This window comes from Rahnella sp. R3(2024), from assembly GCF_042920125.1.
Lineage (GTDB): Bacteria > Pseudomonadota > Gammaproteobacteria > Enterobacterales > Enterobacteriaceae > Rahnella > Rahnella rivi.
On the sequence record NZ_JBHGBU010000001.1, the window covers coordinates 1,886,012 to 1,902,163 of the forward strand.

The following is a 16,152-nucleotide window of genomic DNA, read 5'->3' on the forward strand; positions in this document are numbered from 1 at the left end:
TTTAGCTGTTTGCTGGCACGGCGTTACCCGCCGTTTGTGTCGTAGCCTTTTCCGCTTCCTGTTTCAGCAGCGTACGTTCGTAAGCTTTCAGGAACGGGTAATACATTACTGCCGATAACACCATACAGAAAAGACACATAATTACCGGGCTGAACGCCCAATTTGCGGCCCATGACGCACCAATTGGCGCCGGTGTCGTCCAGGGTGTGAGCGACACCACTTGCGCTACCCAGCCGAGTTTTGTGGCGGTATAAGCGAAGATGGCGTTGAGCATCGGGACCAGTGTGAACGGCAGGAAAAACACCGGATTCATGATAATCGGCGTACCGAAGAGAATCGGTTCGTTGATGTTAAAGAAACTCGGCACCACCCCCATTTTACCGATGGTACGCAGGTGCACCGCCTTGCTGCACAGCAGCAGGATCGCCAGCGGCAGGGTCGAACCGACGCCGCCAATCAGCAAATAGTGATCCCAGAATCCTTGCAGATAGATATGCGGCAGTGGCGCACCGGCCTGTAATGCCGTCTGGTTCAGCGCCAGATTGGTCATCCAGAACGGATTCATGATGCCGGTAACAATCAGCGCACCATGAATACCCGCAAACCACAGCACCTGGCAGATAAAGACCGAAATCAAAATCGCCGGCAGGGAATCGGAGGCAGAAACCAGCGGCGCCAGCAGGTGCATGATCGCTTCGGGAATAATCATCCCGGTGGTGGACTGAATAAACAGGTTCAGCGGATGCAGCGTGGCGACAATCACAATCACCGGGATCAGAATTTCAAAAGAACGCGCCACGCCGGTGGGCACTTCTTTCGGCAGGCGGATGGTGATGTTGCGGCGTTTGAGCAGCGCATACACTTCGGCGGCATAAATTGCCGTCAGGATCGCGGTGAATATGCCTTCGCCGGAGAAATATTGGGTGGAGATTTGTTTGTCATGATAGGGCGCGGCGACCAGCAGAAAGGCCATAAACGCCAGCAAACCGGTCATGATCGGGTCAAGTTTATAGTGTTTGCCAAGGCTGGCACCGATACCGACCGAGATGAAAAAGGTCATCACACCCATGCTCAGATACCACGGCAGCATCAGCTGTTCGCGGTATTTCAGCGACAGATCCAGCCAGCCGCGGGCAAAACCGTTGGTGGTGTCGGGGGAAAAAGGCGGGAAGATAAACACCAGCATAAATGAGCCGATGATCATAAACGGCAGCGCGGCGATAAAGCCGTCGCGGATCGCAATCACATGCCGCTGCTGGCCGACGCTGCCGGCCAGTGGCGTGATGTGCTTTTCGATCACGTTCACCATCGCCTGATAAAGGCCACTCATACGCGGCTTCCTTCCTGGGCGATCAGGCCGTAAGCGAAGTCCAGCACGTTGTCGCCGCGCTGCATGCCGTAATCCATCATATTGATGGTTTCGACCGGAATATTAAATTCTGCTGCCTTTGCCGATAAATCGGCCTGCATGTAGCGCACCTGCGGCCCGAGCAGCACCACCTGATAGTCACGGAATTTTTCGTCAAACTCGCTGGCACCAAACGCCTCGATCTGCACCTCTTCGCCCCGTGCGGCAGCGGCCTCTTTCATTTTGCGAACTAACAAACTGGTCGACATCCCCGCCGAACAACAAAGCATGATTCTTTTCATTTTGCTTCACTCCCAGATAATTAATGTTCTGCCCGTTTTCTCTTGCCGAAGGTATTTGAGTCTCTTTGGAAACCGGTTTCCATGACTGAAAGGGTGGAATGAGAGCATGCTCATAAAATCGGGACAGCGTCGTATCAGGCTGTGAAAAGCGTCACGAAGTTGAATAAATTCTCAGCATCTTTTTAGAGAAAGGACTATGCCGCCGCGTTGCGCAAAACGCGTTTAGTTAGGAAACTCACCGGTAATCATTGCTTTTTTGCCCGGCTAAAATTTCTCACACCGGGCTGTGATGCCCGTGGTGCCTGACATTTTTATCTCTGATGCAGTGTGATTAGCCTTGCGTAAAAAACAGCCTATATTGAGCCGCCTTATCCGATGACATCAGGGCAGACAGGCAGGCGAACTCATGACGACTTCAGGCAAAACCCTCACTTTTACCGCCTTTACGCTGGTGTTTATTCTGGGCAGAACGGTCAGTTTTGCGCTGCATGAAAGTTGTGTACAGGCCGCTGACCCGCAACCGGCGCAAAATGCCTACGTCACAGCGCCTTACCTCAACCGGGAATATGGCTTTAAAACGGTGGGAACCTACCTTGAACGACAGAGTAATGCGTCGAAAAACCGCGAAAACGGCACCTGGGGTTTACTCGGCGGCAGCCATAACGCGGATGTCACGGATACCCGCTATCGCGCGTCGAATATCTGGTTTGCGCAAATCGGCAGAGATCTGTTTCAGGAAGAAAAACCGGACGGGGAGCACCGCCGCGCCGGGGTGATCGTCACACTGGGGAATCAGACCACTGATACCAAAGACAGCGCGCTGAGGCTTATCGGGCAGGCGCTCAGCACCGGCAATATTTCGACGGCATCGGCGGGCATTGGCGGGTATTACAGCGCGGTGACATCAGAAGGCGGCTACCTGAATGTCGTTAACCAGAACACCTTTTATCGCGAGGACTTATCGGAAAAACGCAACGCCGCGCAGAAAGGTTATGGCTCGACGCTCTCCGTCGAGATCGGCAAGCCTTACCGTGTGGCAGACAACTGGAGGCTTGAACCGCAGGCGCAGTTTGTCGCTCAGCATCTGCATCTGGATTCGTTCAACACGCTCAGCCAACGCATTCAGCCTATCGATCAGAACAGCGGCCAGGTGCGCGGCGGCTTGCGGATTTTCCGTCAGACAGAACGCAACACCTCTTCCCTGACGCCCTATTTTCACATTGATCTGGTGGGCAACGTCGGAGATAAATCGGCAGTGACCATCAATACGGTTGAAATCGAGCCACCGACGACGGAACGCTGGGTGCAGGACGGCGTGGGCCTGACCGCGACGCTGTCAAAACGCGTGGCATTTTTCAGTGACATCACCCATTACCGAAATTTAAGCCTGCCGGGGATGGGATATCAGGGGCAGCTGGGCATTAACGTCAGCTTCAGATAACAGACGTAAAAAAGGCGACCGGAGTCGCCTTCAGGGGTGTTACCTGCCTGTTCAGACCGGTGGCAGATCAAACAGCAGAATTTCACTGTCTTCATCGGCATGAACGGACAGCGCCGTTTCATCCCAGATCGCCAGCGCATCGCTTGGCCCGGCTTTCTGACCGTTGATGGAGACGGTGCCTTTCACCACCTGGATCCACACACGACGTTCTGCCTGAATCTGATAGACAGACTGTTCGTCTTTTTTCAGCGCCCAGCGGGACAATTCCATGTCCTGGAAGACTTTCAGTGAACCATCACGTGCATCCGGAGAAAGCACCAGCTGGCGGCCTTGTGGCGCGTCGAACATACGTTGTTCATAACGCGGTTCCAGACCTTTTTTATCCGGAATGATCCAGATCTGGTACAGATGCAATTTGCGGTCTTTGTTGCCGTTGTACTCAGAGTGGGTCACGCCGGTACCGGCACTCATGATCTGGAATTCACCCGCCTGAATCTGCTCTTTGTTGCCCATGCTGTCCTGATGTTCCACAGTGCCTTCGAGCACGTAGGTCAGGATTTCCATGTCTTTATGCGGATGTTTGCCAAACCCTTGCCCTTCGTCGATAAAGTCTTCATTGATGACCCGCAGTGCGGAGAATCCCATGAAGTTTGCATCGTAATAATCGGCGAAAGAGAAAGTGTGCCAGCTTTCCAGCCAGCCGTGACTTGCGTGACCGCGTTCTTGTGCTTTGCGTAAGTAGATCATGTTCAACTCTCCTCAATGTTTTCTCTAGTCTAGTCAACGGCTGAGAATAAGAAAGCGTAAAAACTTCACCCCTCTGTTCAAAAAATATGAACAAACGCAGATGACTAAATTCAAAGGAATTGCAGGAGATAAAGGCGGGTTTGGGCAGAGAGTGAAAAAGATTTCATCTAAAGAGTGTGAGTGGCAGGCAAGCGAATCCCGGCGGGTTTACCTGAGACAGTACATGAGTCAGTGATCCGGGCGAGTGAACGGAGCCATCACCTCTGCCGCTCAAAATAAGGCAAAAAAAAAGCCAGCACCCGGCTGGCTAAATAATACTGGAAGCAATGTGAGCAATGTCGTGCATTCATGGGGACCCGTTTGACCTTGGTGTGAGGCCATCCCCGGAACGCATGGCAATAATAATCATTATCATTCGCACTTGTAAAGCATTTTTTTTCACCACATGACACATTGACACTTTTATTATTCCTGATAAATCTAGAGGATATTCAAACAGTAACCACACTAAAAGGAGTGTCGCTATGAGCGAAATCGTTATACGCCATGCTGAATCAACGGACGCGCAGGCGCTTGGGCAACTTTACGCGCAGGTGCCGGTGTACAGCGACACTCTGCAACTTCCTTATCCACCCGCCGCGCTCTGGGAAGGCCGCCTGGCGAATTCTTCTCCTCACCGTTTCGCGCTGGTGGCCTGCATTGACGGCAAACTGGTCGGGAATCTGACGCTGATCGTGGAAGAGCCCTGGCGACGCCGCCACGTCGCCACGTTCGGCATTGGCGTGGATGTCAGTTTTCAGGGAAGAGGAGTGGGCAGCAAATTGCTCGCGGCCGCTCTTGAGCTGTGTGACAAGTGGCTGCAGGTGAAACGCGTGGAACTGACGGTCTATGCTGACAATGACGCCGCCATCGCCTTGTACAAAAAGTTTGGTTTCATGCTCGAAGGCCGCAGCCCTTGCTATGCGATGCGTGACGGTGAGCTGGTGGATACGCTGCACATGGGCCGCCTGCACGGCGTGTAATGTGTTGAAAAAGAATCAGAGGTCGGCGCGGGTTTTCTGCGGTGAAGGACGTAACAACAGCCGCAGCACCAGCGCCATCGCCACCAGAACCAGCAGCGCCGAGCCAGGATAAATCGCCCCGATCCCCGCCTGCGCCATCAGTATTCCCGCCAGGGGGCCGGTGACACCCAGTGATAAATCCAGAAATGCCGAATAGGTTGCCAGCGCGCTGCCCTGATTTTCCTGCGGCAATTTTTTAACCGCCACCACACCCAGCGCCGGAAAGACCAGCGAGAAGCCCGCGCCGGTAAGAAACGCGCCGCCCATCGCCACCCCAGCCGTTGGGGCGAAAAATACCAAAATCAGCCCGATGATTTCCACGGCGAAACACACCAGAGAAACGCGCAGGCCGCCAAAACGGTTGATGCAGTTGGGGAAAAGCAGCCGCATTCCCACGAACGCCGCGCTGAAAAACGTCAAAGAGAATGCCGCGCCCGACCAGCCTTTGGCATCGTAAAACAGCGTGATAAACGTCGCGATCACGCCAAAGCCGGTGGACGCCAGCCCGAGCGCCAGCCCGTACGGCAACACTTTGCCCAGCACCTGCCGGAACGGAAGTTGTGTCGCGGCTTTCCCCGCCACCGGCGCTTTACGCCACGCCGCCAGCAACGCCGTCAGCGCCACCAGAATTATGCAGCCGGAAAGCAGGGTCAGGCCGCCAAGGCTGAAAATCCACACGCCGAGCGGCGCGCCAATCGCCATCGCGCCATACGTCACCACCCCGCTCCACGAAATGACTTTGCCGATATGCAGCGAACCCACCACGCCGATGCCCCACAGCGTTGAACCGGTGCCTGCGAAACTTTGCCCCGCGCCAAGCAGCAAGCGTCCGATGCACAGCAGCGCCAGACTGGCCGCCGGTGAGGCATCCAGCCACAGCGCCAGCAGGTAAAACACCCCGCTCAGCAGGCAGCCGGTCAGGCCGATCATCACCACTTTTTTGGGTCCGACTTTATCGGCATAACGCCCGGCATGCGGGCGGCTGAGCAGCGTCGCAAAATATTGCAGGCTGATCACCAGGCCCGCCCAAAACGCGCTGTAACCGAGATGCTCATGTACATACCCCGGCAGGATCGCCAGCGGCAGACCGATGGTCAGATAATTAGCAAAGTTGAACACCAGAATCGAAAGAATGCGCAGCGTGGTCTTTGAAGCAGCAGCCGGAGATAAATCGGGCGAAGCGGGAGCGGGCATGGAAATCAGCGTCTCACGAAAGATGGGTTGGGCATTTTAGTCGCCATGCAGGAGTGTTGACTCTATGGGTATTTGGTTGTTTTCGCAACAAATTGAACCGGTGTTTTATTCAGCCTTCCTCTTACTGCCATCAAAACGTCACATCGCTGTCATGTGCGCTGATTATGGTCGGGAGACTTCAACCGGAGGACATCCTATGTTCAGCATGGATACCCTGTTTCAGGATCTCGACCCGCAGCACAAAACCCCTTCCTGGCAACGCCGTCTGTTAAAAACCCTTTTCCGCGAAAAAGAATTTCACCGTTTTGCCGACAAGTATCAGCACCTGAAAGGGATTGATATGGCCGAGCAGGTGCTTGAGCATTTCAATATTCGCTGTGAACTGACAGAGCGTGACCGGGAGCAGATCCCGAGTTACGGGCCGGTGGTGGTGGTGGCGAACCATCCGATTGGCACGCTCGACGGCCTCGCGCTGTTGCACGCAGTGGCGTCGGTGCGCCCGGATGTCAAAGTGGTGGCAAATCAGCTGTTATCGCTGGTGTCTTCGCTCGGCAGCCTGATGATCCCGGTGGACAATATGGGCAACCGTACCCGCCGCAATCAGGTCACGCAAATGCAGGAGCATCTGCAAAATCAGGGCGTGCTGATTGTCTTCCCGGCAGGCGAAGTGTCGCGGATGAGCTCGAAAGGCGTGCGCGACGGCAAATGGCACACCGGATTTATCCGCCTCGCGGCCAAAGCCCGTGCGCCGGTGGTGCCGGTGCATATCAGCGGCAGCAACAGTGCGCTGTTTTATCTCACGTCGATGATTTACCGCCCGCTGAGTACCCTGCTGCTGGTGCATGAAATGTTTGGCCAGCGCGGCAACAGCCTGACGCTTAAAATCGGCGCGCGCATTCCGTATGCCAGCTGGCACGACGGGCAGATGCAGGCGGGGGATCTGGCGGCGCGTTTTCGTAAACATCTTTACCGCCTTGGTGCAGGCAAACCGGGGCTGTTCCACACTGAAACGTCGATTGCCCGCGCCGAAGATCGGGCGGTGCTGAAACACGCGCTGGAAGCCAGCGAAGTGCTGGGCAAAACGCCGGACGGCAAGATGATTTATCTCTATCGCCGTCACGGGGAAGATACGGTGCCGATTTTGCGCGAACTGGGCCGGTTGCGCGAAATTGCCTTCCGCGCCGTCGGTGAAGGCAGCGGCCGCCGTCGGGATCTCGACAGTTACGATGACGACTATTATCACCTGGTGCTGTGGGATCCTCAGGCGCTGGAAATTGTCGGCGCGTACCGGTTTATTCCGACCGCCGATCAGGTCGCCAGCAAAGGATTGAACGGAATTTACAGCCAGAGTTTGTTTCAGTACGGCCACCAGATGGATCCGATTCTGGCGCAGGGTATCGAACTCGGACGCAGCTTTATTCAGCCTGCGTACTGGGGAAAGCGCGGGCTGGACTATCTTTGGCTGGGCATCGGCGCGTATCTGGCGAAATATCCGCAAACGCGTTATCTGTTTGGCCCGGTGTCGATTTCCGGCGGCATGCCGCTGCCCGCCCGCGATTTGCTGGTGGCATTTTATCGACTGTATTTCGCCCCGACGCTGCCACTGGCGACCTCACTGCGCCCTTATCCGGCGTCGTTGCCTGACGTGTTAGCGCAGTTTTGCGGTGATGATTATCAGGAAGATTTGCAGCGCCTCAAACGTCTGCTGGCCAATCTCGGATGCAGCATTCCGGCGCTGTATAAGCAGTATTCTGAACTTTGCGAAAGCGGCGGCGTGCAGTTTATCGATTTCGGCAGCGACCCGGAATTCAACAACTGCATCGACGGATTGGTGCTGGTGGATCTCAGCCAGCTGAAACCGGCCAAATTTGAGCGCTATATTGCGGTGCATCAGGAAAGTGCCTCTCTGGCATAATGTGCCAGAGAGGCTGTGGCAGGAAAGCGGCCTCCCCGGCGAAGGGGAGTGCTGACCGGCGGTCAGTGCGGGTTGTTCACGTTCACCACAGACACCGTGTAAATCACCACTGATTTTGGCTTGCCTTCCTCACTGTTTTTCCCGACAGCGGCAGGCGGGATAACAATCGTCACTTTTCCGCCTTTGCGGACAAGTTTCACGGCATCACGCAGGACAGGCGGCATGTCGGCCACGCGGAAAATCTGGTTCGCATTGTCGATTTGCGGGCCATCCACCATAGTGCCATCGAGTAATTCCCCTTTGTAGGTCACCTCCACCTGATTGGTGTCTTTGATGACCGCACCTTCACCTTTATTTTCAACCAGATAGTAAAGGCCTTTTGCGGTCTTTTTCACACCCGGACGTTTGGCAAACTCTTCAATAAAGGCTTTCTCTGCGCCCTGCTCTTTCGCTGTCGCCGCCTGCGTCAGGATCTTCACTTGCTCATCAAACGCCGTCAGCGTGGCCTGCACATCCTGCGGACTCATCTTTTCGCGCTGGTTAAAGGTATCGGTGATCCCGGCCAGAAGAATGTCTTTGTCCAGCGTAATGTGCAGCGCCTTTTGCTCGACAATCTGCGCTTCAATGTATTTAGCCATGGCAACGCCGCTGGCATAGGCACGCTTTTGCTCTTCGCTGTTCAGGCTGAAAGCGACTTTCTCAGGCTCCGGCGCAACTTCAGCGGCCGGTTCTTTTACCGGCTCAGGCTCAGGCTCGGGTTCCGCCGTCGCGTGAGTAAGGGGCAGCGTGGTCACGGCATCGGCCGGGGCAGCAGGCTGTGCGTCTGGCGTAGCGGGCGGAGTGACATCCGGTAAGGCCGGTGCAGGTGCCTCAGCCGTGACCGCCGCCGTCTCCGGGGTTTGCGGCGTCGTCAGAGGTGCAGCGGGTACGGCTGGCGCAATCCCGGCGGCGTTATTTTCCGAACCGGTAACCTGAGCAGCGGCCGGTTCATTGGCAAAAACCTTAAAGGAATAACAAAACATCATCATGAGGCTTAGCACATAAGCGCTCTTCTTCGCAGGAATAAAAGACATGGAATTACCTTCGCAATAAAATTACTTTGTTGAATCTTATAAATCAGGGAAATAGCGTTCATCGCGATAAAACCGGTGCACATTAAAATAGAAAATGCAGCGAGTTTTCCTGCGGATAAAGTGAAGCCCACTTTGCAATGGTGACAAAAGATTCAAAACATGATGGCGCAATGATTTCATACACGAGTAAATAATGCGAATTATTTTCACATTATTTACTTTACATGATCATGAATATATTAGGATTTTTCGCACTTAATGAGGATGTTTACTGACAGGTTTCCCGGTAGTCATCCGCCATTGCCATTTTTAATAACAAATCATGACCAATATAGTTACTCCAGTTAAAGGAATTCTGTAACACGACAACAGCATTCTGATGTTTTTTATCAAACCCGATATAACTCGAGTATCCGCCGATATATCCGACCTGGTATGTAATTATCTGGTTATCTTTATAATCAGTGACCCAGGCAATATTGGCGGCCTCAATTTCTCTTTCGAAATAGACTTTTTCTGTGACCTGAATAGCCGCGTTGAGATCGCCGGTGCGGGAATTCTCGATATGCGCACGAAGATATTTCAGCAGATCATCGGCGTTACTGTACAGATTGGCCGCCGCCACCATGTTGTTGGTGAAGTACCAGTCAGGCACCACTTTGCCGCGGCGAATAAACTTCGGCTGATCGCCCGCATGACCGATCGCGCGATAAGGGTAATCTTTCAGCGTCGGGCCGTGGAAGCTGGTATTGCTCATTTTCAGCGAGTTAAAGATAAAGTCATACGCCAGTTGCTGGATGTCTTCGCCGGTTTTTACTTTGAGAATGTAGCCAAGAAGCGCGTAACCCAGATTGGAATACTGAGGCTCCCGCTTTTGCGGCTTTTTGAACGAAGAGAGATCGTTCACTACCGCATCGCTGTCCAGTTCGTTATAAAAATTGTCGCCGGTATACAGATATTTCAGGAAGCTCTGCAACATGTCTTTGTTCATGTTTTGTCGCGGTAAACCGGAAGTATGTGTGGCCAGCTGCAACAAGGTGATGTTCCGGGCATCCGGGCTGAGCAGAATATTTTTCGGCAATAAGTCCGAGAGTTTATCGTCCCAGTTCAGCTGCCCTTTATCGACCAGCCCGGCCACCACTTCACCGGTCACGCCCTTACTCACTGAACCGAGGGCAAACAGCGTTTCCCCGTCAATTTTGTAGCCATTTACCGCGTTGGTGTACCCATAGCCCCAGGTCCGGGCTTCGCCGTTGTTGCGGATAATCCCTATCGCCAGGCCGCTGGCTTTTTCCTTCTTCATATAGTGCTGAACAATACCGTCAACCAGCCCGTCGAGATTTTTCGTGCAGGCAAGTTGCTTTACCGCCTGCGGGCTTTCTTTCACCTGCATCTCGGATAAGGTTCCGCACGCGGTCAGAAGCAAAGGAAGCATGATGCTCAGGCCAGAAAATCGTCCCGTTATTCTTTTCATTGCATTGATTTATAGAGGGAAGTTAAACGGTGACGATAGTGAATACACATCAGATGACCTTGTGACAGAAAAAGAGGCTCGCCGGATGGCGCGCTGCAGGCCGCAGACTGTGTCATTTCCCCGCGCTTTTCAATGAGAAATTGACGCGATCCTGATGTTCTTTTGCACAAACCCGCCGGGCGTCGGGGGAATCATTCAACATCGTCTGAGAGAGCATGAAAAATCTCTTTACGTGCATAAAAAATCACTTTAAACACCAACGCGAAACATTGACTTAACGTAAATAATTGAATTAGATCGGTTTAATTAACGTTAGCGCAACCTTTGCCGATAACCCTGATTCACGTCATGCCACTTTCACGAAGGCCGGACTTTTAAAATCAGGGGAAAATATGAACATCACACAGCGTCTTTTACTGACGTTCTCACTGCTATCTGCCGCCCTCATCGCTCTGGGGGTCGCCGCCATTATGTTGATTTCGGGTTTCCAGGACCGGTTTGAATACGTTCAGGTCAATGCGATCCCATCCATCAAAGATCTCAATAAACTCATCGATCAGAGCAACAGGCTTTCCCTCACGCTCTATAAACACCAGAGCCAGACCGATAACAGCAAAATGCCTGAGGTAGAAACGCTCATTCAGCAGCGGATTGCCGGGCTGAAAACGTTGACGGAATATTATCTGCAACACGATATCTCCAGCGCTGAAGATGAAAGGCTGACCCACGTCGCTTTCGACAATATTCGTAAAGTGGAGGAAAAACTCCCGGCGTTTCTGGCCTCATCACGGGCGCATCAGGATGACGTCAGTCTGGCGCTGATTGAGGGCGACGGCGGCATCGGCATGGCTATCCGTCAGCTCATCTCCGATTACCAGAAACAGCTTACCGTTAACATCGACATCGGTGAGGGGCTGCGCGCCACTAACCGCAGCATTTTCAACGCCACACTCTGGGGAATGGGCAGCGGCGTGACGCTCACCATCCTGCTGCTGGGTTTCTTTGCGCTGGTCACCATCCGCCGCGTACGGAAAAGCCTGCTGGCCATCGGGGATATCATGACCATCGCCAGCGAACGGCTGGATTTGACGGTGAGCGCCGATGCCAGCCGTCATGACGAAGTGGGCAACATGGCCCGCGCCTTCAACAGCCTGATGCAACGCGTCTCCGGAGCACTGTTGTCCGTGAGTGCGGCGTCACAGTCGGTCAGCAGCGCGTCGGCACAAATCGCGGCCGGTAACGAAGATCTCTCCTCGCGCACCGAGCAGCAGGCCGCCTCGCTGGAACAGACCGCCGCCAGCATGACCGAGCTCAGCGAGACGGTTCGCCAGACCGCCGACAACACGCGTCAGGCCAGCCAGCTGGCGGGCAACATGAATGCGCTGTCGGAGAAAAGTGCCTCCTCGCTGGAAACCATGCTGAGCACCATGGGCGATATCCGCAGCAGTTCCCGCAAAGTCACCGAGATCATCACGCTTATCGAGGGCATCGCCTTCCAGACCAATATTCTGGCGTTGAACGCCGCCGTGGAAGCGGCACGCGCCGGTGAGCACGGAAAAGGATTTGCTGTGGTGGCCGGTGAGGTCAGAAATCTGTCACAGCGTTCGACCACCGCCGCGCGTGAAATAAAAGAACTGATCGACCTCTCCTACAGCCTGATCGAAGCCGGTGCCCATCAGGCGGGCGATGTCGGCGAGAACATGAACTCGATGGGCAACGCCATCCGTCAGGTTACGGATCTGGTGAACGAGATTGCCGCTGCGGCTACCGAGCAGAGTCAGGGGATTTCTCAGGTGCATCAGGCCGTTAATCAGATGGATGATGTGACCCAGCAGAACGCCGCGCTGGTGGAAGAAGCCTCTTCAGCCTCACGCTCGTTGCAGGATCAGGCCGACGGCCTGGCGCGGCTGGTGGGTGAATTCCGCCTGAGCGACGCCACCGGTCAGCGTCAGTCCTTCGTAAAACCGGCGCAGACGCTGGCTGCACTGCCGCGCACCCAAAAACCGGGCACTCCGCCACACAATGAGGCCGACTGGCAACGTTTCTGATCAGGCTTTTACCGTCGTCTTATTACAGGGAGAACAGCATTATGGATAATCTTGAGGAGCACGCAGACCATCTGGAAAAGCACAAGGCATTGGTGGAGAGCTTTGAACAGATGGCGGCGCTGGTGAATCAGCTTGCCACCGGGGAATACCGGTCGCTGGATCTGTACATCAATAACTGCCGCCATTTTCGCGATCGCAGCCTGGAAGTTCAGGCAGTGCTGGCAGATAAATGTTTTGAAACTTACCTGATGCGCCACGATATAACGCTGTATTACAGCATTCACAGCGTGAATATGGCCTTTGGCATGATGACCAATATGCTGGAAAACCTGAAAAGATTCTTGTCCTGAGAACGCGTTAAACAGTGCCAGATACCTGACACGGAGCATGTGAAGGGTCACCCTGAAGATTCGCGAGTATTTTCAGGGTGTTTTTGTATTCATCGCCGTGATAACTGGCAGCCAGTCGCGGTGCGAAATTGATGAATTGGGTTAGCTGACGCGGCCAGCCACCAAATCCTGCGCACAGGCCCACGCGGAACTCCACGCCCACTGAAAATTGTAACCGCCCAGCCAGCCAGTCACGTCCACCACTTCACCGATAAAGTACAAACCCGGCACTTTCGCAGCGGCCATGGTTTTAGAAGACAACTCCCTGGTATCGACACCGCCGAGCGTCACTTCTGCCGTGCGGTAACCTTCGGTGCCGTTCGGCTGCACCTGCCAGTTTTGCAGTTGTTCAACCAGCTCCGCCTGCTGCGGCACGTTGAGCTGTTTGAGCGTCACGTCCGGCAACTGGCCGAGCGTTTGCAGACATTCCACCAGACGCTTCGGCAGTTGCATCGCCAGCGTATTTTTCAGGCTTTGATTGGGATGTTCCTGCCGCTGCTCATTGAGAAACGCCGCCAGATCGACATCAGGCAGTAAGTTAACGCTCACAAACTCACCAGGCAGCCAGTAGCTGGAAAGCTGTAAAACGGCCGGGCCGGACATGCCGCGATGGGTAAAGAGAATGCTTTCACGGAAAACCGTGCCGTCTTCTGCGGTCAGCACCGCAGGCACTGACACGCCCGAGAGGGTTTGCAGGTGATCCAACAGCGGTTTGTGCAGGGTAAAGGGCACCAGACCGGCGCGGGTCGGCAATACTTTCAGCCCAAACTGCTCCGCCAGACGGTAACCGAACGGCGTCGCGCCCAGTCCCGGCATGGAAAGCCCTCCGCTTGCAACAACAAGTGAGTGAGTGCTTACAGTTGAGCCGTTCACCTTGATGACAAAGCCATTTTCCGTTTTCTGTACGTCGGAAATCTCACTGCGCAACCGGACATCGACATTGCCCAGTTCGCATTCTTTATCCAGCAGCGCCACAATTTGCTGCGCGGAGTCATCGCAAAAAAGCTGACCGAGGGTTTTCTCGTGCCAGGCGATGTTGTAGCGGTTGACCATGTCGATAAAATCCCACTGGGTGTAACGCGCCAGGGCGGATTTGCAGAAATGCGGGTTTTCGGAAAGATAGGCGGCCGGTTCGGCATACAGATTAGTAAAATTGCAGCGTCCGCCCCCCGACATCAAAATTTTACGTCCGGTTTTCTTACCATTATCCAGCAGCAGAACCCGGCAGCCACCCTGTCCGGCCTGCGCTGCACAGAACATGCCTGCCGCACCCGCACCTATGACTACCACATCAACCTGTTCCACTTTTGGCCTCTCTTTCCGGAAAATTCAGCTACGTTTTAAATAGGATACGCCCTGCGCACAGGAGGATTTTGACCGCTGCGCGTCGCGGATTGTAAGGGACTGACGGGGTATAAACCAGTCACAGGGGCATTGCATGAGGCAAAGTAAGCAAATGTTTCAGACTGCAAAGACCCAACAACCTGCTGATTAATAAATAGTTAATCTACATTGCAACATTTTTTGAACTGTTTTTAATCAAAAAAATGTCATATTTTCCTTTTATCGGCCCCCTGTTCTCGCAGATAATGCGCGGCGTTCATGACCACTAACTGGCGTAACAATTATGCTGCATCTATTTGCCGGGTTGGATATTCATACCGGTTCGTTATTGATTCTCGCGTTACTGTTTGTCCTGTTCTATGAAGCCATTAACGGTTTTCATGATACGGCCAATGCAGTAGCAACCGTCATCTATACCCGGGCAATGCGTTCGCAATTAGCGGTCGTGATGGCGGGTGTGTTTAACTTTCTTGGCGTCATACTCGGTGGTTTGAGTGTGGCTTATGCCATCGTCCATTTGCTTCCAACCGATCTTCTGCTCAACGTGGGTTCCACTCATGGCCTTGCCATGGTGTTCTCGATGTTACTGGCAGCGATCATCTGGAACCTCGGCACCTGGTATTTCGGCCTGCCGGCGTCCAGCTCCCATACGCTGATCGGCGCCATCATTGGTGTCGGGTTGACCAATGCATTAATGACTCACACGTCCGTGGTCGATGCATTAAACATCCCAAAAATGATCGGTATTTTTGCCTCTCTGATTATCTCGCCTCTGGTCGGGATGATTGTGGCGGGGACCATGATTTTCCTGTTACGTCGCTACTGGAGCAGCAACAAGAAACATGCCCGTATCCACCTGACGCCTGCTGAACGTGAAAAGAAAGACGGCAAGAAAAAGCCGCCGTTCTGGACCCGTATTGGTCTGATCCTGTCGGCTATCGGCGTGAGCTTCTCTCACGGCGCTAACGACGGTCAGAAAGGCATCGGTCTTATCATGCTGGTTCTGATTGGTGTAGCTCCGGCAGGTTTTGTGCTGAACATGAGCGCCACCGGTTACGACATTACCCGTACCCGCGACGCCGTGACGCACCTCGGGCAGTATTATCAGCAGCACGTTGATGCGGTACCCCACGTGGTAGCACAAACGCCACTGGTGCCTGCGCCAGACGTGAATATCGCCCCGACCGATGCAGCAAAAGTGTTCCATTGCGACAGCAGCCATGCGCTTGATGCTATTGGCCGTGCGCAAACTCTGCTGACCAATCTTCCGTCCTACAGCGCATTGTCACCGGATGAACGCAGCCATATGCGTCGCCTGCTGATGTGCGTGTCTGATACGGCAGATAAAGTCGCTAAGCTGCCGGAAACGTCACCTGCGGATAAACGCTTCCTGGGTGAACTGAAAACCGACATTCTTCAAACCGTGGAATATGCTCCGATCTGGATCATCATCGCTGTGGCTCTGGCACTGGCGCTGGGCACCATGATTGGCTGGAAGCGCGTTGCGACCACCATTGGCGAGAAGATTGGTAAGAAAGGCATGACCTACGCACAGGGTCTGTCAGCACAGCTTACTGCGGCGGTGTCTATCGGTGTTGCCAGCTACACGGGTATGCCGGTTTCCACGACACACGTGTTGTCCTCTGCGGTGGCGGGCACCATGATTGTGGACGGTGGCGGTGTGCAGTCGAAGACCGTGAAAAACATCGCGATGGCCTGGATCTTAACCCTGCCAGTCTCGATTGTCCTTTCCGGCCTGTTGTACTGGATTGCGCTGAAGCTCATCTGATAAGCGTCTGAATCTCGGTTCAGAATA

At 54.1% G+C, this 16,152-nt stretch carries 13 protein-coding genes; 6 read left to right on the plus strand and 7 right to left on the minus strand.

Annotated elements, in window-relative coordinates; translation table 11 throughout:
* Position 1: 1 nt before the first annotated feature.
* Entirely contained in the window at positions 2-1,330 is a 1,329-nt protein-coding gene (locus tag ABSH60_RS08590; RefSeq protein WP_122097266.1) for a PTS sugar transporter subunit IIC, read from the minus strand.
* Complete coding sequence (locus tag ABSH60_RS08595) at positions 1,327-1,650, minus strand: PTS sugar transporter subunit IIB (protein ID WP_056775519.1); 324 nt, start codon at positions 1,648-1,650, stop codon at positions 1,327-1,329. Before ABSH60_RS08595 ends, ABSH60_RS08590 begins: the two co-directional genes overlap by 4 nt.
* Positions 1,651-2,056: 406 nt before the next feature.
* Between ABSH60_RS08595 and ABSH60_RS08600 the strand changes: the two genes are divergently transcribed.
* Positions 2,057-3,091 carry an autotransporter outer membrane beta-barrel domain-containing protein gene (locus ABSH60_RS08600; protein WP_390973554.1) on the plus strand — a complete coding sequence of 345 codons (1,035 nt, stop codon included), beginning with the start codon at positions 2,057-2,059 and terminating at the stop codon, positions 3,089-3,091.
* Between the two features lie 51 nt (positions 3,092-3,142).
* Here ABSH60_RS08600 and ABSH60_RS08605 read toward each other — a convergent pair whose 3' ends face one another.
* A complete protein-coding gene (locus ABSH60_RS08605) occupies positions 3,143-3,838 on the minus strand; it encodes a pirin family protein (protein WP_056775524.1) in 696 nt (231 codons plus the stop codon).
* Between the two features lie 524 nt (positions 3,839-4,362).
* Between ABSH60_RS08605 and ABSH60_RS08610 the strand changes: the two genes are divergently transcribed.
* Entirely contained in the window at positions 4,363-4,860 is a 498-nt protein-coding gene (locus tag ABSH60_RS08610) for a GNAT family N-acetyltransferase (protein WP_122097264.1), read from the plus strand.
* A gap of 15 nt (positions 4,861-4,875) precedes the next feature.
* Here the strand turns inward: ABSH60_RS08610 and ABSH60_RS08615 are convergent, their stop codons facing one another.
* On the minus strand, positions 4,876-6,093 hold the full coding sequence (locus tag ABSH60_RS08615) for an MFS transporter (protein WP_056775529.1): 1,218 nt from the start codon (positions 6,091-6,093) through the stop codon (positions 4,876-4,878).
* A 196-nt stretch (positions 6,094-6,289) separates the two neighbouring features.
* Here ABSH60_RS08615 and ABSH60_RS08620 point away from each other — a divergent pair, with 196 nt between their 5' ends.
* On the plus strand, positions 6,290-8,008 hold the full coding sequence (locus ABSH60_RS08620) for a GNAT family N-acyltransferase (protein ID WP_390973557.1): 1,719 nt from the start codon (positions 6,290-6,292) through the stop codon (positions 8,006-8,008).
* A 62-nt stretch (positions 8,009-8,070) separates the two neighbouring features.
* Here ABSH60_RS08620 and ABSH60_RS08625 read toward each other — a convergent pair whose 3' ends face one another.
* Both ABSH60_RS08625 and ABSH60_RS08630 read right to left on the minus strand, forming a co-directional pair.
* On the minus strand, positions 8,071-9,081 hold the full coding sequence (locus tag ABSH60_RS08625) for an FKBP-type peptidyl-prolyl cis-trans isomerase N-terminal domain-containing protein (RefSeq protein WP_390973559.1): 1,011 nt from the start codon (positions 9,079-9,081) through the stop codon (positions 8,071-8,073).
* A 268-nt stretch (positions 9,082-9,349) separates the two neighbouring features.
* Positions 9,350-10,516 (minus strand): serine hydrolase, encoded by a 1,167-nt coding sequence (locus tag ABSH60_RS08630; RefSeq protein ID WP_390973561.1) that lies wholly within the window; start codon positions 10,514-10,516, stop codon positions 9,350-9,352.
* A 431-nt stretch (positions 10,517-10,947) separates the two neighbouring features.
* Between ABSH60_RS08630 and ABSH60_RS08635 the strand changes: the two genes are divergently transcribed.
* The gene (locus ABSH60_RS08635) at positions 10,948-12,603 is read left to right on the plus strand and encodes a methyl-accepting chemotaxis protein (RefSeq protein ID WP_390973563.1); all 1,656 of its coding nucleotides are present in this window, start codon (positions 10,948-10,950) and stop codon (positions 12,601-12,603) included.
* A gap of 41 nt (positions 12,604-12,644) precedes the next feature.
* Positions 12,645-12,953, plus strand: a complete 309-nt coding sequence (locus tag ABSH60_RS08640; protein WP_390973565.1) for a hypothetical protein — start codon at positions 12,645-12,647, stop codon at positions 12,951-12,953.
* 141 nt (positions 12,954-13,094) lie between these two features.
* Here ABSH60_RS08640 and ABSH60_RS08645 read toward each other — a convergent pair whose 3' ends face one another.
* Positions 13,095-14,297, minus strand: a complete 1,203-nt coding sequence (locus ABSH60_RS08645; RefSeq protein ID WP_390973567.1) for an aminoacetone oxidase family FAD-binding enzyme — start codon at positions 14,295-14,297, stop codon at positions 13,095-13,097.
* Positions 14,298-14,619: 322 nt separating this feature from the next.
* Between ABSH60_RS08645 and pitA the strand changes: the two genes are divergently transcribed.
* Complete coding sequence (pitA, locus tag ABSH60_RS08650; protein ID WP_390973569.1) at positions 14,620-16,125, plus strand: inorganic phosphate transporter PitA; 1,506 nt, start codon at positions 14,620-14,622, stop codon at positions 16,123-16,125.
* The last annotated feature ends 27 nt before the right edge of the window (positions 16,126-16,152 follow it).